The sequence below is a fragment of the Paenibacillus donghaensis genome (assembly GCF_002192415.1).
In the GTDB taxonomy this organism is placed as follows: domain Bacteria; phylum Bacillota; class Bacilli; order Paenibacillales; family Paenibacillaceae; genus Paenibacillus_AQ; species Paenibacillus_AQ donghaensis.
The window spans coordinates 4,907,771-4,927,525 of sequence record NZ_CP021780.1 but is presented as its reverse complement, the minus strand read 5'-3'; the positions used below and the strand labels follow the sequence as shown (position 1 = coordinate 4,927,525).

The following is a 19,755-nucleotide window of genomic DNA, read 5'->3' as shown; positions in this document are numbered from 1 at the left end:
ATTCTTGAAATTCTATTCCTGATAGAATTTACCTTCCTATTTATGTGAACTTTCTGAGATTTTGTTACAAAAAACGATTATTTTCTCATGCCTAATGGTCTAAATATTCTTTATGTCCCTATTGTTTAATACGTAATTCATTTCTCAATACCTTGCTCTGCTAAGTTTTCTTTTTCAATTTCTTTACGGCTTAAAAGCGTACTTATACCTTGAAGAGAGGAGATGGCTTTGGACCTTATCGCTCTTTGAGAATTTAGACCTGGATACTTTTACATCTGCTTATGTGAGGGACATGCAAATTGGATTTGGTCAAATTCAGAAAAATTTTACTCTTTCAATGTAAAAATAAGTAGAGTTGTAAGGCCTCTGCTCAAATCTGTTTGCTAACATTTTTGCTAACATGGCTGCATATCCAAATCTCTGAACGCAGAGAGTATGGAACACAAAAAAGAGCCGTTTACCCGCATGGTTAAAGGCTTTATGCTCGACCTTCCCGTAGTGTAGAAAAGGTACTAAGAAGGCTGTTTCAAGACTTAAAATCCTGCGGTACGTGAGTACCGTACGGGTTCGACCCCCGTCCTCGGCATCCTTGATTTATAAGGGTTTTTTCCGAAAAACCTTGGTTTTTGAAACAGATTAGGAGAGAACTTTTTATCGAGTTCTCTCCTTCAGTTCTCTCCTTTTTCCGAAGGAGAGAACGAGGAGAAGATCGCATGACTCTCATGGAGTATTGAGGGCAATGCGATCTTTTTTATTAAAAGACCAGAACATTGCTCATCGTTGAAGCTGATGATACTTTAGAGCTGTATTTCAAATGAGAATATATGTTAGCTGTTGTGGAATAGTTGCTGTGTCCCAACCATTCTTGAATTTCTTTCATGCTGACTCCATTGGCGAGTAAGAGGCTTGCACAACTATGACGCAGGTCGTGATAGCGAATATGACGTAAACCATTTTTTTAAGAGTTCTAGTAAAGTTTTGTGTGATATAGCCGGGTTTAACTCGTTGTCCCAACTTATCCAAATAGATATACTCCTCATAATCAGTGCAGTAGGATTTACCACATATGGCCTTGTTAAGTGCTTGAAGCTCACGAATTCGTAACAGTAATTCCTCAAAGGCCTGAGCCACCATTTATAACACCTGTAATACGCTGGTGTAGCTCAGTTGGTTGAGCACCTGACTTTTAATCAGGGTGTCGAAGGTTCGAGTCCTCTCGCCGGTATCACATTAAAGATAATGGTTCATCAGATAATTTATCTGGTGGGCCTTTTTTTATTTTATTTTAAGACTCCATACATAGCATTGCTAAGAAAGCTTGGATCTGTAATCTAAGTGAGAGTGAATTTTGGAAGACGCCAAAACCAAACTTTCCCAAGCTGGCTTTGAAGAGCACACCGTATCAGTGTTTGAAGGCGGGGCTGATGCAACGATGACCGTTCATGGTGGCAAATATGGCGCGGGAGGCATTGTATATGAAACCGTGACATCGATATGGAATTCGGATTAAATTATTACACTGACATTTATTCGACTACTGCTCAGATTAATATGTAACCGAAGCATTATTGCGAGCAAGTGAATAGCATTGCTAATTGTATAAGGACTTGGTTGAGTCAGTAAAATGCTAAAAAGATGATGAAAAGCATAACGTCCGTTGCCTGCTCCCCCAATGTCACTTAATGATGATATACTTACCTTATGAATTATGATAATGATAATCAAAATCAATTTATGGTCGGTATATAAATTGGGAAAAGTGAGATGAGGGAGCGCGGATTGATGCAAGAAGAAGCAGAAGCAAGCCAGGTATTTACACCGGAGATGATCGATACGATGGCCCGCATTTGGACACGTTCGATCATTACATTAATAGATGTACGCTTTCAGAATATAGCGTCCCAATACCCTTTGGAGCAGTATAAAATGCCTAGTAGCATGTTTATCTATGCCTGTGGAGGTGAAGCGCAAATTCAACTGAATGAAACCACATTTGGAATGGAACGCTTCGGTTTAGTTCATGGCGGGAAGGGGAGCCTGCTCAGTATTTCGCCTAAAAGGGAGATTGTGAAGACCTTTATGGTCTTTTATAAAGCAGAATCACCTCTTTTTTTCAAGAAGCACCTGCAGCAATTACTGGAGCAAGTAAATCCATTTGTTCAACAGTTTGGTTATACACCAAGTAATCCCATCTTGCTGCTCGATTGGTTTCAACAAATGTTGAATGACTGGAACCGCGGCAAGGCGATGGATCAGCTTCAGGCCAAAAGTTTTCTATATCAATTGATTCATGGGGTGTACAGAGATTTTGAGGGTGGTGAGATTCGCTATCTCCAGCCCATTCCAGCCAGTTCTGCCAAAATATATCTTGATAAACATTACAGGGAACCGATTATGTTTCAGGATATTGCCGCCATGTTTGGGATCAGTGGTGGGCAATTGACGCGGTTGTTCAAAAAGAAGGAAGGGATGAGCTTACAGGAGTACCTCATTCAGAGAAGGATTGAAGCTGCCTGTCATGACTTGAAGTATACAGAAGCAACCATTAAAGAGATAGCAACAGGATCTGGTTTTGCTGATGAGAAGAACCTGTTTCGGATGTTTAAGAAGTATTACAAGATGACGCCGAGTGATTATCGGAAAATAAACGCACTATCCATGCAGGTTGATGGTATTGATAATGATTCTCATCTTCATTACAATGAGAGGGAACTGGCGAATCTAGTCAAGTCTTATAGAGATGGGGAATCAAGCATGTTTGGACAAGTAAGAAGTAAAGAAATGATCTTTGTGGCGGCGATGAGCTTGATGCTGTTGTTGACGGCATGTACGTCGGGGACGCCAGCGAATAACAGGGGAACGGTGAATCCGCCTGCGGAGACACAACAGACGACACAACCGGAAGTACCGGAGACGAAAGCTTCAGAAGCAGTCTCGCAGACCAGAACGATATCCACAGTAAAGGGTGATGTTGAGGTACCTAACAACCCTCAGCGTGTTGTAGTCGATTATCTGGTTGGTGATGTGGTAGCTTTAGGTGTAACTCCTCTAGGTGTGGCGAGAGCGACAAGGGGCGAGACAGAGGCTGTTTATTCTAACCAGATTAAAGATTCAATTAACATAAAAATGGAGCCGGAAGATGTCATGACTCTTGAGCCTGATCTGATCATATTAGCATGGGGCGAAGAGAATTATGAAGATTTATCCAAAATTTCCCCGACAATTTATGTCCCTTATGGTGATATGACTACAGAAGAGCGGATCCATTTTATTGGCGATGTTTTGAATAAGCCGGAAGAGGCTGAGGCTGTTTTGAATACTTATGCCAACAAAATCGAAGAAGCGAAGCTAGCCCTTCAGAATGCAGGCCTTTCAGACGTGACGATTACTATGGGAGAATTCAGTGATAAAATTAACGCCATCGCTGGAGCCAAGCATGCGGTTGGCGAGCTTATTTATAATGAACTTCAAATGCAGGCACCGTCAAAAGTTCAAACTGATATTATTGACGCAGATAAATATTGGGGAGAGATCTCTATGGAGGTCTTGGCCGCTTACATGGGGGATTATTTGATCTCCTTAGGAGATACGGAAGTTCCTGCTGATAATGCGGTTTGGAAATCGCTACCTGCTGTGCAACATAATCGGATCGTAACGGTGGGTTCATCGCTATCTTGGTCCACGGATATAATGACTTCCAGTGCATTGATTGATCATATTGTCAATCAATTGCTGGCATTAGCTAAATAAGGGATTGATCCTGATGTGTTTAACGATTTATAGGCCTTGGTTCAAACTAGGCTGTCAATAGGTGAGGGAAGGAAAATACGATGAAAAACAAGCCTGAACAAAATCGCCGTGGGGCGGTGAACTTCACCATGTACATGGTGGTAGGGCTTGGATTAACGGTTCTCATGTCGGCGTCGTCGATTAGCTTGGGCGCCGCCGATATGAGGTTAGCGACTGCATGGGAGGCTATTTTCCGATTTGATCCAACGCTCACTGAACATCAAATTATTCAAACCCTACGTCTTCCGCGTACCGTAGCCGATCTGATCGTCGGGTGCAGCCTTGCGGTTTGTGGTGCGATCATGCAGGGGACGACGCGCAATCCGCTGGCCGACTCCGGGCTGATGGGGATCAGCTCTGGGGCAGCATTCGCGATTGCGCTTTGCCTGGCCTTTCTACCGGGTTATTCGTATGGGCAGATGATGCTGTTTGCTTGTCTGGGAGCAGCGCTCGCGACCGGGATCACTTACTTCATCGCGTCACTGGGCAAGCGCGGGATGACACCTCAGCGGCTGGTACTGGCAGGACTGTCCATCTCCATGCTGTTTGGCGCACTCAGTCAGTATTTGGCGATCAATTACAACCTGGGTCGAGCATTGGCATTCTGGACGGCAGGCAGTACAGCGGGGGCCAAGTGGGGGGAATTACTGATTATCTCACCCCTATTTGTTGGTGGTGTACTGCTGGCGCTGGCGCTATCTCCTTCCGTTACACTGCTCAGTTTGGGGGATGATGTGGCAAGTGGACTCGGTATTCGCAGCGGACTGGTCAAGGGTTTATCGACGATTATCGTGCTCGTGCTGACTGGATTGGCTGTTGTCGTGGTTGGCCCGATCGGTTTTGTTGGTCTGATTACCCCGCATATTGTGCGATACATAATCGGTGTCGACTATCGGTACATCATTCCGGCGGCTGCGCTATATGGTGCGTTGCTGACCGTATCGGCCGATCTGGCTGGCCGCTTGATCAATAAGCCGTTCGAAACACCGATTGGCATTATATTTTCTATCATTGGTGTGCCGTACTTTCTCTTCCTGGCTCGCAGGCAAAGGAGGGGATTTGAATGATCAAGCAGCGTTATACGGTGCAACGGGGTATCATCGTCAATGTAGTGCTTATGGTGCTCATCCTTATGTTTGCTGTCATTAGCATGAATTCTGGCAAGATGAATCTTTCACCGCTAGAAGTGCTGAACGTTCTCCTGGGAAACGGCACCGACAAGCAAAATCTGATCCTGTTCGATTTTCGAATGCCACGAATCGTACTGTCGATCTTGGTAGGTCTGGGAATGGGAGCGGCTGGGGTCGTGATGCAGAGTTTGCTGCGCAATGACATGGCTAGTCCGGGGACACTGGGGATTAGTTCGGGATCGGGTTTGTTTGTCCTGTTCTTCGTCGTATTCATCGCATCGACAGGAAAGAGTTCCTTTATTGCCCTGCCACTGCTGGCCTTTGTTGGCGGCCTGCTGGCGGCGGGATTGATCTTCTTATTATCGTATCGCCGTGGGCGAAACATCTCGCCAATCGGTTTGATCTTAACCGGGGTCGCGCTCGGAAGCGGGTATGGGGCGCTGACCACCTTCCTGACACTCAAGCTGGATGATTCGCAGATGAACTTCATGCTGCACTGGCTGGCGGGGAGCTTGTGGGGCGATGATTGGCGCTATATTTCCGTACTGGCACCATGGGTCTTGATTTTACTCGGCTATATTTTCTACAAGGCTCGCATGCTGAACACCCTCCATCTGGGCAATCAGACGGCAGAAGGGCTGGGTCTTTCCGTGAAGCGGCAGTTTTTGGGGTTGTCGATCGCTGCTGTTGCTTTATCCTCTGGCAGTGTAGCTGTTGGCGGAAGCTTCTTCTTCGTTGGCTTGATCGCTCCGCATATGGCAAGAAAACTGGTCGGGCCCGATCACAAATTGCTCGTTCCGGCTGCCAGCCTGACCGGGGGATTAGTCGTGGTGCTGGCTGACACGATTACGCGCACGGTTAGCCTGGGGGGAGATGTGCCGACGGGAATCGTCATTACGGTCATCAGTGTTCCGTACTTTCTTTATTTACTAGCGAAGGCTAATTAGGAGGACGTCATGGAAAGTATTACAGCGCAACAAATCGATATTGCCTATAATGACACGCTTATCGTAAAAGAACTGGATTTGCAGATTCCGCGTGGACAGATTACCTCGATTATTGGTCCCAATGGATGCGGCAAATCAACCGTACTAAAGGCAGTCGGTCGGCTGCTCAAGACGAAAAATGGCACGGTTTATCTGAATGGTGCCGATATCCGCACACTGTCCACCAAGGAAGTGGCCAAGCAGATGGCGATTCTGCCGCAGACGCCAACCGCACCTAGCGGTTTGACGGTCGGTCAATTAGTCGCCTATGGGCGTTTTCCTCATCAACGAGGTTTCGGCAAGCTCTCCAAAGAGGATAAGCAAGTAGTCACCTGGGCCCTATCGGTTACACAGCTTACAGCGTTTGAGCATCGTGAGGTCGATACGCTCTCTGGCGGTCAGCGTCAGCGCGTATGGATTGCGATGGCGCTCACCCAGCAGACCGATCTGATCCTGCTGGATGAACCCACCACCTATCTGGACCTGGCGCATCAGCTTGAAGTGCTGGAACTGCTCTATGAACTGAATCGCAGTCAGCAGGTGACGATTGTGATGGTGCTGCATGACCTGAATCTGGCAGCGCGCTTCTCCGACTATATGGTGGCGATTCGTGAGGGCCAGGTGGTGGAGCATGGCTCGCCAGAGCGTGTAATGACGGTACGGACGCTGCGTGAGGTGTTTGCCATTGATGCCGAGATTATGCTGGAACCACGAACAGGGCGACCGGTGTATGTGACGTACGAGCTATTGCGTGATAAGCGTAGAGACCAAGAAGTGGATCAAGGATTCCTAAAAGCTAAGGAACAGATGGAGTCGATTGCCACATGAAAACCGCATGGCGTGTCCTGCTGGGCGCACGGAAATACTGGTTGCAGTTAGGCATTGGATTTGCCGGTGTCGTGATGGCCACGATTGCCGGGTTTTATTTGCCCTGGGCGCTCCGCTCGTTGACACAATTGGCGACCGAAGGTAGCAGCCAGTTTGCCGCAGAAGCGCTGACGATTGGTTTGTTGCTACTTGGAGCCACCTGTCTGCAAGCCATCGGAACATCACTGGCCGGCTATATGAACCATTATGCGGCACTTCATTATGTGGCAGATTTAAGAACAAGATTGTATAGCAAATATCAGCAGATGAGCTTGCGCTATTTCCATCGAAGCCGGACGGGTGACTTGACCGGACGCGTTGTGAATGATGCGATGGAAGCGGAAATTTTCATTGCCCATGCCATTCCTGACTTTATCATCAACGGACTGACCTTTATCGGAGTAGGCATCCTGCTCTTGACGATCAATGTGAAGCTGGCACTGATCAGTCTGATCACGATTCCGTTGCTGCTTGCGATCACGGTATGGCAAAGCAAGCGCTTGTCACCGCTGTGGGGAGAGAATTCCAAGGCGCGGGGAGAAATCGCTGGCAAGGTGCAGGAAAACTTGTCGGGCATGAAGGAAATCCAAATTTTCAATCGGCAGGAGGAGGAGCGGGGCAACGTTTCTCGTCTGGCTATGAAACATACGAAGACCTATTTGCGCGCCAGTCTGTTCTATGAAACCTCTGTGCCGTTGTTGGCATTTGTGACCGCGCTGGGTACCGTGTTTGTCGTGATACTAGGCGGCAGATTGATGGCAACAGGCGAGGTAAGTATTGCTGATATCATTGGATTCATCGCCTACCTAGGTATGTTTTATCAACCGGTAAAGTCCTTTTCCAGCTTGGTGGAAATGGCCGGGCGAGCCGCCGCTGGCCTTAAACGGGTATATGATGTGCTGGAAGAAGAGGAAGACATACAGGAGAAGCGAAACGCAGTCAGTTTGCCGCGTATACAAGGACAGATCTCCTTTCAAAATGTCACATTCGTTTATCAAGATGGTGCTCCTGTACTAGAAAGGCTGAACCTGACTATTGATCCCGGAAAGACGGTGGCGCTTGTAGGTACAACCGGTGCTGGAGGGCACAGAGATTGCCGAGATGGGTACGCATGAGGAACTGCTGCGTAGCGGCGGCATTTATGCACGATTGTATGCGACGCAAGCCTCTTGAACGTAATCAATACAAACAAGACTAAACAGGAGAAGGACAGGACGAAGATGACTGAATTATATGATCTAACGATTGTGGGCGGCGGTCCGGCAGGACTGTACGCTGCGTATTATAGCGGAATGCGCGATTTGAAGGTCAAACTGATTGAAGCCAAGTAAGAATTGGGCGGCAGGTTGCTGCTCTATCCGGAGAAGATGATCTGGGACGTGGGAGGCGTTACGCCGATCCGCTGCAAGCAGTTGATTCGTCAATGGTAGGGAGCGGGGCTGTTCTATCAAAAGTTCTTTCCGTCGTCTAAAAACGGCTTCTTTTTGAGTTATTGCCACGAACCCTTACGGGGCTTGATAAAAACATATAAACCCACAAAAAACCTTGATTTTGCAAGGCTTTTCGCGGGTTTTATATTCCTCTTCTTGGACTGATCTTCTGCTATCTTCCGAATAGCATGTGCGACTCAAAATCGAGAGGGAAACCGTGGAGGTTCGAGTCCTCTCACCAGTATTAACTAAATCAACTCAAAGTTCATCAGATACTATTTCTGATGAACTTTTTTGTATGTTTTTTTAAAATTCCGTTCATGGTCTGTGCCGAGAAAACTTTTGAAACATACTTCAAGCGTGAATAAGAAATTGGATTTAGTTGCACCGAGACAGATTACAGTAAAGGATATGTGGATGAGATAGAGGCATTCCTGAGGAAGCGCCACTTCTAAACGAAACATCGCTATTAGGGTCATAGATCCATGGCGATGTTTTTAATGACTCTCAAAGTTCATGCGAAGTAATAAGCAAGCACGATACTAAACAGCGATTGACAAAATTGAGGAACTGCCTAATACTAATTGATAATCATTATCAATATCATTGTTTTAAGATATAATTAACTCAAATAGATTGTGGAGCAGATCGGAGTGTAATGCAAAGATGAAGCTGGAAGATCATATTTTCGCATGGAATTATGCTGCTGTTAAAGTACTTGATATTCGACATGCTCTGATGGAGCCTGGGGACAAGCTGCAAGGCTATATATTACCAGCATGTGGATTTATCTACTGTGTGCGGGGTACGGCCAGTTTGAGTCTCAACGGCATAGATTACGACGCCGACCGTCATTTTATTGTGCATGGTGGCAAGGGCATGAGACTAAGCATAGAGGCAGGGAAGATTTTTGAATACTATTTATTATTCTATAGAGCCTCCTTACCAGGAAGAAAGGATTTAGCAAGACTTTTGGAACGCAGCAATCCATTTCGGATGCAGTATAGCTTCGAGTCTTTGGAGCCATTGCCACTGCACTATCAACTAATGGCAATGGAACAACTCTGGGCACAAGGAAACCTATTGGAAAGAATTCAAGTTAAAGGCTTGTTCTATCAGTTTATACATGAATTATTGAAGCAGTTCACAAAGGATGGAATTAACCTCAGGCAACCGGATGTCATTGGGCAGGTTGTCCGTTATATTGAGGAGCATTATCGTCACAATTTATCACTAGAATCTATAGCGGAGCAATTTAATTATAGCCCTCGTCATTTATCAACCCGCTTTAAAGGGGAGACGGGGTTCAGCTTGATTGAATATTTGATACGATTCCGGCTTAAACATGCAGAAGAGCTATTACGATGTACCGATGCTCCACTTCGCGATATTGCAGAAGAAGTTGGATATAGCGATGTATATTACTTCAGTCGTATATTCAGTAAATATAATGGTCAATCTCCCATCCGATTCCGCAAGGAAAGCAGTCAGGTGAGCTCATCGGACAATCGTCCATTAACCACCGCCAAATTCTCCATTGGCGAGCACATATCCTCCCGATATAATATTATTGAATATGATAATCATTATCAATACTATTACCATAATGAAATAACCGGAGGGTCTTCACCTATGAGAATAACAAAGACATCAAGTTTTATTGTAGCGATGCTGCTTAGCTTTACCTTGCTTTTGAGTGCATGTGGATCTGCAAACGTGGGTTCTAATGCCACGAATTCTAATGGATCCAAAGCTTCTGAAGTTACATCATCACCAGCCAATAATTCAACTGCAACTGACAATACCAATAAGGAGGCTCAGACAAGAACCATCTCTACGATAAAGGGAGATATTGTCGTTCCAGCTAATCCAGAGAGGGTTGTCGTGTTATACCTTCAAGGGGATCTTGTTGCCCTCGGCATTAAGCCAGTAGGTACTTCGAGTGTCTTTGAAGGAGCGGCCTTTGCAGAAGAGCTGGGGGGGATTGAAGATCTAGGTTCATGGTATGAGCCTAATCCAGAGGCTATTATGGCAGTAAAGCCGGACTTGATCATAGCTGCTTCTGAAGAAACTTACGAAATCCTTAAGGATATTGCACCGACCGTTCCAATTCCTTATGAAAAAATGGCGACGGATGAACGTGTAATGAAGATTGCCGAGGTATTTGGCAAGGAGCAGGAGGCACAGGCTCTATTAAATAATTTCCACGAGAAGTTGGAGAGGAGTAAGCAGAAGCTTGATGAACTTGGAATTTTGGATAAGACAGTAACCATTATCGAGGGCGGCAAAAAAGAGATGGCGGTGATCGATAGCAAGCTTTACGGAAGGGGTTCTCAGATCATTTATGAATATTTAGGGCTAAAAGCACCAGAGATTCTTCAGAAAAAGATTGATGGCAGAGAGAAGGCTACTGGAGGGTTTGTTTCCTTAGAGGTGTTACCTGAGTATATAGGAGACTTCGTGTTCCGCTCTGTATGGGATGGGGCTGATGATTTGTCGGACAATCCAATTTGGAACAGCATTCCAGCAATCAAAGAAGGTAGATTGATCGAAATTGGGTTTGATTTTTCATATTATTCCGATATCTACTCTCTTGATAAGCAGCTAGATTTTGTAGTTGAGAAGCTAGTGTCAGCATATGAAAAAAAATAAAAAGCTAGATGATAGAACAACCGTTATCCCTGATTTAAGAGGGAAATCGTATTTCGGTCTGTTTTTACTCCTAGGGATATTGCTGCTGCTGCTTTCAGTAGCAGCTTCTATCTCTTTTGGCTCAGCTTCCATGAGCCTGAAGATGGCATGGACAGCGATTTTTAATTTTGATCCTGAACTGACCGAGCATCAGATTATTCATGCCCTTCGTATTCCGCGTATAGCGGCTGATATTATTGCGGGCATGTGTCTCGCGGTAGCAGGAGCGGTTATGCAGGGATATACGCGAAATCCCTTAGCCGATTCGGGATTAATGGGAGTAAATGCAGGAGCAGCTCTTGCAATGGCCGTTACACTAGTTTTCCTTCCAGGGCAACTGCAGACGACAACCTTGCTAGTTAGCTTTATTGGCGCAGGACTTGGTGCAGGACTAACGTATCTTGCCGCTTCATTGAATCGTTCAGGAATGACACCTCAAAGACTGGTGCTAGCTGGAATATCAATTACAATGCTATTTGGAGCTGTGGGATCATTTATCTCATTAAACTATGGAATTGGTCGTGCCCTTGCTTATTGGACTTCGGGTAGTGTGGCTGGAGCAACATGGGTGGAAATTAGGCTAGTTATACCTTGGTTCTTAGGTGGGCTGGCTTTGTCACTATTTATTGCACGCTCTATCACTGTTTTAAACTTGGGGGAAGAGATCGCGAAAGGCTTCGGGCAACGGATCGTTCTCGTTAAGATGATAGCTACGCTTGCGGTCCTTTTACTAGCGGGTGTAGCTGTTGCACTTGTAGGGCCAATCGGCTTTGTAGGGCTGATTATACCGCATATCATGCGTTTTTTTGTAGGTGTAGATTATCGTTATATTATTCCGGCATCAGCCATTTACGGCGGCGCACTTATGGTTGTGGCGGATATCGCAGGAAGGCTGATTAATCGTCCGGCAGAGACTGCACTGGGCATTATTTTTGCAATGATTGGTGTTCCTTTCTTCTTGCTAATTGCGAGCAAAGAGAGGAGAGCCTTCAAATGAATGTTGTTAAATCGCATAAGGCTACAATATGGATTCTATCTCTCTTAATACTGCTTATTGCAGGAGCTATTCTTAGTCTTAATATGGGAAAGGTGTCTCTCAATCCACTTGAAGTATTTCAAGTATTGCTTGGACAAGGTCCAGATGAGCATAATCTCGTTGTTTATAAGTTTCGTCTTCCTCGGATTGTATTAGCGATACTTGTTGGATTTGGGATGGCACTGGCAGGTGCTGTTATGCAGGCGTTGCTGCGCAATGATCTGGCTGATCCCGGCATGCTTGGTATTAGCTCAGGTTCAGGTCTTATGGTGTTGCTGATTATCTCAACTGTAAGCATTCAAGGCACCGCTATAACATTATTACTACCATCTATGGCATTCTTGGGTGGTTTGCTGGCAGCAGCTCTGATTTATGTTCTAGCCTATAGAAAACGTCGTATGATTTCTTCTACACGACTTGTCTTGACTGGTGTTGCGATCAATATGGGGTTAAGTGCGCTGTCGTTATTCCTGACCTTAAAGCTTGATGACCAGAAGTATGAGTTTGCGCAGCGTTGGCAAGCCGGATATTTATGGGGGGACAAGTGGTCTTATATCAGCTTGTTGGCACCTTGGGTATTGCTGCTATTCGCATATATTCTTTCCAATTTTAGGACATTGAACGTCTTGGTGCTAGGCAACGAAATTTCGATAGGATTAGGAGTCGCTGTAAAGAAGAAATTTTTGCGTTTGGCGATTGCGGCTGTAGGCATTGCTTCTGGCTGTGTAGCGCTCGGGGGCTCGATCTTCTTTATTGGATTGATTAGTCCGCATGTGGCTCGCAAGCTGGTAGGTCACGACTACAAAGTACTTCTACCAACTTCAGCGCTTATTGGTGCGCTATTGCTGCTTGTAGCGGATACGATTGCTCGGACGGTCAGCTTTAAGTCAGATATTCCCGCAGGGATTATTGTAACAATGCTGAGTGTGCCTTACTTCCTATATCTATTGATGCGTTCAAAATAAATATCGATTATTGTAGGCAGTAGTGGTTTTTCCTGTTATACCTTTTTGATTTGCAATAGTGATGACAGTCGTCTTGGGCTTATCTTCTGCCATCTTCCGAATAGCATGTGCGACTCAAAATCCTGCGGTACGTGAGTACCGTACGGGTTCGACCCCCGTCCTCGGCATATATAGGTTTTAGGAAGAAGAGAGGGCATTCTAACGAATGTGCTCTTTCTTTTTTATATGCAAAAGATGGCAGGTCCCTATTGTTGGCGATCTGTCTTTTGGCTAATTACATAAAGAGGAAATTGGGATTGCGGAGACGAATGTACAGAGTGGAGTACCACAAGTAGAGTACTAATTGATAGAATATGATTATGGTTGTGAGCGCATTTGTAGATCATTTACAAGACGAAGGGCATCCTTGAATCCATGCATGTATATGTTGCTCTCCAGAATGGCTTGCAGATCTATTTGTGCATCTTCATTTTCTGTAACAGAACAAATTCGGCAAACCACGCCGATACAATACAATACCTTAATGTACCAAGATACCACTGTGTTCAGTGGAACCGGAGCAGCTGGTACATTTATATACCTATCCCTCGGTCAGTACGGGGTAATTAAGTCATCAGCAACTGGGTTCCACTTTAAAGTAGATCAGGCATCCAGACAAATTCACCCGGATCAGAAACATGTAGGGATAGAATTAATTGGACATCCTGAAGATGAAAATGGTTTTGCTCTTGCTCTCCAGCTTATAGCTCAACATGTATTCACCACTGGATGATATATACTTAGAATAGCCAAACGACAGCCAGCTCCTCATGCTGGCTGTTGCTTATTTTAAATAGTATCCTCACTCACTTTAATGTAGAATATAGTTAAGCTTCAATCTAATCGTTTATGGAGGTGGGAATGATGAAATTACGTATCAAGTATATAGGCTTGAGTGCCATACTATTTTCTGCTGTTTTCGTCTTTGGAAAGTTGGATACGCACAATGAACAATTTGTAGAATCACCAAAAATAAACAATATTAGCTCGGAATTAGTTTCTGATTACCACATTCCAACTGAAAACAAGCTCACCCAACAGGACAAGGAAGTTTCATATCGGAATCCGATTGAAGTTCCGGTTGTTGACGAAGACAAGGGTCCTGTTCAACTCCTTCCGATTTATATGAAAGAGGATACTCCCCGAATAAAACTTTTGCCATCAAAATAAGCTTAAAACAGTCCATATAAGGGCTGTATTTTTTTATTCCTCGTCTTCTCCCTCTATGCTCTCAAATAGTCCTTGCGATTCAGAACCGTCTTTTCATCCTGAAAGGGTAGGAGTCATGGTTTCGAACCCCATCTGTCCTATAGATTTAAAATCCTTGATATTTGACGCGTTAATCCCTAATCAAACAGTGATTTGATTGGACGTAAAAAAGAGCAGGGGCGTAAAGCTTCTGCTCAAATCTTTGTGCTAACATTTTTGCTAACATGGCTGCATATACAAATTTCTGAACGCAGAGAGTATAGAACACAAAAGGTGCCTTTAACCCGCGTGGTTAAAGGATTTATGTTCGAGCTTTCCGTGGTGCAGAAGAGGGGCTAAGTGGACTACTTCAGGACTTAAAATCCTGCGGTACGTGAGTACCGTACGGGTTTGACCCCCGTCCTCGGCACTAGTGAAATCAAGGGTTTCAGCTCACTTGGGCTGAAACCCTTGTTTGTTTTTAAGCGGGTTTGCTAACATTTTGCTAACGCCGCTTCTTTTTCGTGTAGATTCGAGGTTTTCGGGTACGCTCGGAATGATGTTTGTACTGACTTCACGATGAGCGGTTCTTGTTCAGACTCTGCGTTCGAGGATTCTGTCACGTTCCATTCTCAGCCGCTGAATTTCTGCTTTGATGGCTTCTTTACGACAAGGTAAAGTATTCTTGTCGCTGTGCTCCAAAGTAAGTCTTACAGGAGACTGGCTATGTCCAGTAGCGCGGAAGTGATTGCTGCATCATCTAATGATCGCCAAGCGGTGTACTTCATTGAGCCGCTTCCTTTGCTTTTTTGGAAAATAGATCGTTGATCTTTTGTGCTGTATCTTTTTTAGTCTCCATATCAATGTGAGTATAAGTATTGGCTGTAATGCCGATGGTTGAATGTCCCAGCCATACCTGAATTTCTTTCAGGCTTACGCCATGTTTAATCAAGTAGCTGGCTGTCGAGTGCCTGAGATCATGAAATCTGATGTGCGGCAATCCGTTCTTTGCGAGTATGTCCTTGAATTTGTGGTTCAGGTATTCCGTCTTCATGGGACTGCCGTCAGGCCAGCAACATACAAGACCGCTATCGACGTAATCTTTGCCGTATAACTGTTTGTTTTTCTTCCGCTGTTTCTTTAGATGTAGTAAGTAATCCTCGAGTTTTTCCATCAAAGGCAAAATGCGCTGGCTGCTTTCACTTTTAGGTTTCTTTACGACAACCGTTTTGCCGTACTTCACGCGAACCTCTTTAATCGAGATTGTCTTTTCTTCGAAATTGATACAATCCCACTTCAACCCAAGCACCTCGGAACGCCGAAGTCCATAATGAGCCACGAGATATACTGCCGATTCTATCGGTGGTTTTTCGAGCTGTTCGACAGTGTAATAGCTTGCATTGTACTTTTCCTGCTTTGGAAGCACGTTTCGATCAGCGGGATTAAACGGAATCAGATTCATTCGCACTGCAAAATTCAATGCGCTCCTGATATTGGCGTGGTGTCTTCGTAATGTTTTAGCGGATAATCCTTTTTTGCCTGTCGTTTGATCGTCTTGACATTTTGTCTCGTAATATTTTTGCAGATGCATGGGCTGTAATTCTTGTAGCAGTATATTATTCTTACTCTTGAAGTAGGGGATGATATGCTTTGTTACGACCATCTCATAGCCTTCTCAAGTAGTTTCCTCGACCTCGCTTTTAAACGTTATGAAGCCAATCTAGCATAAAATCGGTGAACTTAAGCTTACGCTGCGGTAAAACGAAGTTGTTATTATCTATCTTCGTAAGTGTTTCTCGTAGAACTTTCTCGGCATCGATTTTTTCTCGCACTTGGTATTAATCCATTTTTGCTTCCGCTTCCCGGACTCGTCCTTTGTTTCGACAATGTTCAAAGAACGTGTTATTGAAAAACGGCTTCATCAAAGGAGGAACGCTAAGACAAGCAGCACGTCAGGCAAAGGAATCGTCGATTTAGAAATGTACAGTATTTTAAAAGAAGACTATGTAAAATGATAGGGAAAGTACAGCGGAAGGAATAGCATCCTTCCGTATTTTAATGCTGTCTCAACTGATACACTATAATTATTAGATAACACTCCTAAAAAGTTTTTCACCGGATGCATCCTGTCTATGCTTTCCGATTTTTTTGCAACAAATGTTGTTCAGAACAGATCCGGACAAATGGATGCGAGTACATATTCATGCGGCGAATTGGATGGAAAATAGTGGATTTCACGAAGAGGCGGTGGAGCATTATTTAGAGGGATAACAGACCCAGGATGCCGTTCGGTTGATTGAGAAAAATCTTCATAAGTTAGTGCATTCGAAAACTGTATTATACTCCAACAAACAAGAAAAGCACATGTTTTTTGTGCAATCGGCATGAAGGTTGCGTTATTCTCGGCGATTACGAAATCGAAGCCAGCTAATGCTTTGCCTGACTACTACAGAGCGAATTGCACAACCATTATTATTTCTGTAATGAGAAAGCCTCCAAAACCTCAGTGAGAGTTGTGATGGAGGCTATATTTTCTTATGATTCGTATACCATAGTGGGCAAAGATCAAAAAATGACTCTAAAATAAACGGCATGAGGCAGACTAAAAGATTCGATGGCTCCAGCCGTTAAGCTTGGCGAATGCCTCCACGAAGTAGTAGTCTCCGTATATAAGCGATACGTTGATGTTGGCGTTCTCAGGCTTATGTCCGGTGCCTTGGAGAAGAATCGCTTCATGGTCCGGATTGTCCCAGGTCGCATAATTCTCGCTTAGTGAATACAGGATTCTCTCGGCAGCCGCGTTATAGATCCGGCGTTCCGTGGATGGAACCAGCTCAGCAAGTTCGAGCAGACCGGATGCTGCGATGGCGGCAGCGGAAGTATCGCGCGGCTCGTTTTCTATGTTTTCTACGCGGAAATCCCAATACGGCACATAGTCTTCCGGCAGGGCGGCGACAAAGTAATGCGCTACCCGCTTCGCAGCGTCCAAATAACGCTCAAGTCCGGTGCATCGGTAAGCAATCGCGAGGCCATGAAGCGCCCAGGCATTGCCTCGGCTCCACGCCGAGGAGCCGGAAAAGCCTTGACCGCCCAGCGGTTCTATAAACGCGCCCGTCTCCGGATCAAAAGATAAAATATGACATACCGAGCTGTCCTCGCGAATGGCGTAACGGAGGAAGGTGTCCGCGTGACGTATCGCGATATGCTTGTAACGCGGGTCGCCGGTCGTGCGGCTTGCCCAGAACAACAGGGGGATATTCATCATGCAATCAACAATGGCCCAGCCGAGCGCCTCTTGCCCGTTCCACGCACGAATAAACTCGCCATTCACGTTGAAGCGGCCCGCGAGGAAGTTTGCCGCCTTCAAGCCAATTCGCAGACCTTCCTGATCGCCCGTTAATTCGTATTTGATGACAGCAGTCGGCAGAAACTGAAAGCCGACATCGTGATGCAATTGTACGGGATGCTCGCAGAAGCAGCGCTCCAGCTTGGCGTCCCATTCCCAAGTGGCTGCCTTGAATGACTCTTTCCCTGTTACATCATGCATAACCCAGAGCAGGCCGGGCCAGAAGCCGGACGTCCACCAGTTATCGTCTGTACTGTCATAGATGCCGTTGGCTTTTGCCACATGTGGCGTTTTATCTCCAATTTGGTTTATCATACGCTCTACCTTTTCGGTTAATTGCGCCAATATTTTTTCTTTGTATGCCTGATTCATTTTGTAGTAAGCCTCCTCGTTGACCCATGATTGTGGTTAAGCTGCTTGCTAACATTATAGTCTCTGACAAATGGGCAAAGTTACGCTACAATGGTTAAAAATGTTGTTCTGTTGACTTGTTAAAATGAAGGGGTGCAATCAGTGAAGGGGACGCTGTTTCAGGAAATGGATTACGGGGGACTGACTTTTCTTTGGTCATACCGCAACTGGTCGCAGCAAGATTTCGAGGGGTATTACCATTGGCATCGGGGCTTCGAGGTGCTGGCTGTGCATCAGGGACACGGCTCGGTTACCGTCAATCAGAAGACGTACGAGCTTAAGCCCGGCATGCTGTTTTATTTCCAACCCTACCAGCTGCATAATGTTTATGCGGAAGTGGATGAAAGCCGGCCGTATGAACGCAGCGTCTTTCATTTCGACCCTGTATTTATGAAGGGCTACTTAAGGACGTTTCCGGCTCTTTATGACGTCTATAAACGAATGCTTCAAGGGCTTATCGCTTTGCAGGGCATAGATATGATCGATTGCAATGAAGAGTTGAATGCCGCTTGCTCCGCATTCCAGAATAGCCTGCTCGCTTCCTCCGCCAGCAGCAAGGACGAGCAGAGCGCGCTTTATTTGTTGAAGGTGCTGTCGTTAATTATACGAAAGGTTATTCCGGGACCCAAGCAGGAGGAGCATATGAAGCCGATTCGCCAATCGGAACGTGTTATGGCATGGATTGAAAATCATTACGGGGAGCCCTTTCAGCTGGAGCTGCTTGCGGACGAGCTCCATATGTCAAAATCTTATTTGTCCCGGCTGTTTCGGCAAGAGACGGGTAGCAATATTACGGGCTATTTGACAGCCCGCAGAATGCAGCAGGCTTGCAGTCTGCTTCAAACGACGAACAAATCCGTAGAAGTGATCGGCGGGCAGGTAGGGTTTACGAGCACCTCTTATTTTATTAGCCTGTTCAAACGGATTATGGGCGTGTCTCCGCATCAATACCGCCTGAGACTGTAGCGGGGAAGCAGCGGTAATATAATAGCTGCTTCGTTCCAATTAAGGATTCTCTACCTTGCGAAGCTGGTTCTGAACGCGGTATTTGCTGGGACTGGCGTGAAAATGAGCCCGGAAGGCGCGGCAGAAATAAGGATAGCTGCGAAACCCGGAGGCTTCGGCGATATCTTCCAGTTTCATGTCGCTGTATAGAATTCTCTCCGAGGCAATAGACAGCCTGATCTCGATGACATAACGCATTGGAGATTGCCCGAACGCTTGCTTGAACAAGTGGGAGGCAGTCGATACGCTGATGCCATAACGTTCGGCGATATGGGTCAGCGTCAGCGGTTCGGTAGCATGCTTCTCCAAATACTGCTTCATTTTGTAAGGAATGTTGAGCTCCGGCCTGGAGGCCGCCGCCGTCTGCTTCCGTACATACCTCTCGATAGTTAGACATAAAACTTTGATCAAAGCGTCCATCATCTCCGCATTATCCCCATGAATATTCCGCTTCTCATAGATCAGTTTTCTCCACAATGCCAAGAAGTCTTCCGCCGGATCCAGATGAACCTTGCTTGGAAAATCGTTCCGGCTGCACCACTGCTGAACCCATGCTCCGCTGCAGGATAAGTAGTAATCGGCGCTCTCAATTGGCTGAGAGACGTCAGCGTCTTTATCGGCCTCAACCACTAACCGGTAGTATTCCCCTGGCTTGCGGATGATCAGATCGCCGGGCTGCACAACATGTGTCTGATCGTTAATCTCGACACGGCATGTCCCTTTTACCTGGAAGCGCAGGAGCAAGCGATTGTCGGCTGTGCCCTTTTGCAAGGAGCCGGTGAATGGGGAAGTATGATGAGAATAACCGATCAACAGGCAATCGATCCACGATGTGTCCATCATTTGCTGTCACCTCCAAGTGAGTAAACTAT

The 19,755-nt window shown here is 45.7% G+C and carries 15 protein-coding genes, 2 tRNA genes and 1 pseudogene; 14 read left to right on the top strand and 4 right to left on the bottom strand.

Annotated features, from left to right (window positions below; genetic code table 11):
* Nucleotides 1-754: 754 nt before the first annotated feature.
* On the bottom strand, nt 755-925 hold the full coding sequence (locus B9T62_RS40830) for a tyrosine-type recombinase/integrase (RefSeq protein WP_245864645.1): 171 nt from the start codon (nt 923-925) through the stop codon (nt 755-757).
* A 227-nt stretch (nt 926-1,152) separates the two neighbouring features.
* On the opposite strand from B9T62_RS40830, the gene B9T62_RS22575 reads away from it, so the two are divergent.
* The 13 genes and pseudogenes from B9T62_RS22575 (at nt 1,153) to B9T62_RS39375 (ending at nt 14,551) form a co-directional block, all read left to right on the top strand.
* Nucleotides 1,153-1,225: transfer RNA gene (locus tag B9T62_RS22575), tRNA-Lys, on the top strand.
* Between the two features lie 123 nt (nt 1,226-1,348).
* The gene (locus B9T62_RS39385; protein ID WP_157793969.1) at nt 1,349-1,510 is read left to right on the top strand and encodes a hypothetical protein; all 162 of its coding nucleotides are present in this window, start codon (nt 1,349-1,351) and stop codon (nt 1,508-1,510) included.
* Nucleotides 1,511-1,782: 272 nt separating this feature from the next.
* Nucleotides 1,783-3,750, top strand: a complete 1,968-nt coding sequence (locus tag B9T62_RS22570; protein ID WP_169834424.1) for an AraC family transcriptional regulator — start codon at nt 1,783-1,785, stop codon at nt 3,748-3,750.
* An 80-nt stretch (nt 3,751-3,830) separates the two neighbouring features.
* Complete coding sequence (locus B9T62_RS22565) at nt 3,831-4,856, top strand: FecCD family ABC transporter permease (RefSeq protein ID WP_087917356.1); 1,026 nt, start codon at nt 3,831-3,833, stop codon at nt 4,854-4,856.
* Complete coding sequence (locus B9T62_RS22560; protein ID WP_087917355.1) at nt 4,853-5,866, top strand: FecCD family ABC transporter permease; 1,014 nt, start codon at nt 4,853-4,855, stop codon at nt 5,864-5,866. Before B9T62_RS22565 ends, B9T62_RS22560 begins: the two co-directional genes overlap by 4 nt.
* A 9-nt stretch (nt 5,867-5,875) precedes the next feature.
* Nucleotides 5,876-6,733 (top strand): ABC transporter ATP-binding protein, encoded by an 858-nt coding sequence (locus tag B9T62_RS22555; protein ID WP_087917354.1) that lies wholly within the window; start codon nt 5,876-5,878, stop codon nt 6,731-6,733.
* Nucleotides 6,730-7,887 (top strand): ABC transporter transmembrane domain-containing protein, encoded by a 1,158-nt coding sequence (locus B9T62_RS22550; protein ID WP_087917353.1) that lies wholly within the window; start codon nt 6,730-6,732, stop codon nt 7,885-7,887. The genes B9T62_RS22555 and B9T62_RS22550 overlap by 4 nt, the downstream gene beginning before the upstream one ends.
* 105 nt (nt 7,888-7,992) lie before the next feature.
* Nucleotides 7,993-8,196 (top strand): annotated as a pseudogene (locus B9T62_RS22545) (NAD(P)-binding protein); the annotation flags it as partial.
* A 672-nt stretch (nt 8,197-8,868) separates the two neighbouring features.
* Nucleotides 8,869-10,854, top strand: coding sequence for an AraC family transcriptional regulator (locus tag B9T62_RS22540; protein ID WP_087917352.1), 1,986 nt, complete (start codon nt 8,869-8,871; stop codon nt 10,852-10,854).
* A complete protein-coding gene (locus tag B9T62_RS22535; RefSeq protein WP_087917351.1) occupies nt 10,841-11,890 on the top strand; it encodes a FecCD family ABC transporter permease in 1,050 nt (349 codons plus the stop codon). Before B9T62_RS22540 ends, B9T62_RS22535 begins: the two co-directional genes overlap by 14 nt.
* The gene (locus B9T62_RS22530) at nt 11,887-12,894 is read left to right on the top strand and encodes a FecCD family ABC transporter permease (protein WP_087917350.1); all 1,008 of its coding nucleotides are present in this window, start codon (nt 11,887-11,889) and stop codon (nt 12,892-12,894) included. The genes B9T62_RS22535 and B9T62_RS22530 overlap by 4 nt, the downstream gene beginning before the upstream one ends.
* Nucleotides 12,895-13,794: 900 nt before the next feature.
* Complete coding sequence (locus tag B9T62_RS22525; protein ID WP_157793967.1) at nt 13,795-14,103, top strand: hypothetical protein; 309 nt, start codon at nt 13,795-13,797, stop codon at nt 14,101-14,103.
* Nucleotides 14,104-14,465: 362 nt separating this feature from the next.
* Nucleotides 14,466-14,551, top strand: a tRNA-Leu gene (locus tag B9T62_RS39375).
* Between the two features lie 354 nt (nt 14,552-14,905).
* Here the strand turns inward: B9T62_RS39375 and B9T62_RS22520 are convergent.
* Nucleotides 14,906-15,784, bottom strand: a complete 879-nt coding sequence (locus B9T62_RS22520; RefSeq protein WP_087917348.1) for a tyrosine-type recombinase/integrase — start codon at nt 15,782-15,784, stop codon at nt 14,906-14,908.
* 939 nt (nt 15,785-16,723) lie between these two features.
* Nucleotides 16,724-17,839, bottom strand: coding sequence for a glycoside hydrolase family 88 protein (locus B9T62_RS22515; RefSeq protein ID WP_087917347.1), 1,116 nt, complete (start codon nt 17,837-17,839; stop codon nt 16,724-16,726).
* A 141-nt stretch (nt 17,840-17,980) separates the two neighbouring features.
* Here B9T62_RS22515 and B9T62_RS22510 point away from each other — a divergent pair, with 141 nt between their 5' ends.
* Nucleotides 17,981-18,844, top strand: a complete 864-nt coding sequence (locus B9T62_RS22510) for a helix-turn-helix domain-containing protein (RefSeq protein ID WP_087917346.1) — start codon at nt 17,981-17,983, stop codon at nt 18,842-18,844.
* Between the two features lie 39 nt (nt 18,845-18,883).
* Here B9T62_RS22510 and B9T62_RS22505 read toward each other — a convergent pair whose 3' ends face one another.
* Entirely contained in the window at nt 18,884-19,726 is an 843-nt protein-coding gene (locus B9T62_RS22505; RefSeq protein WP_087917345.1) for an AraC family transcriptional regulator, read from the bottom strand.
* Between the last annotated feature and the right edge of the window lie 29 nt (nt 19,727-19,755).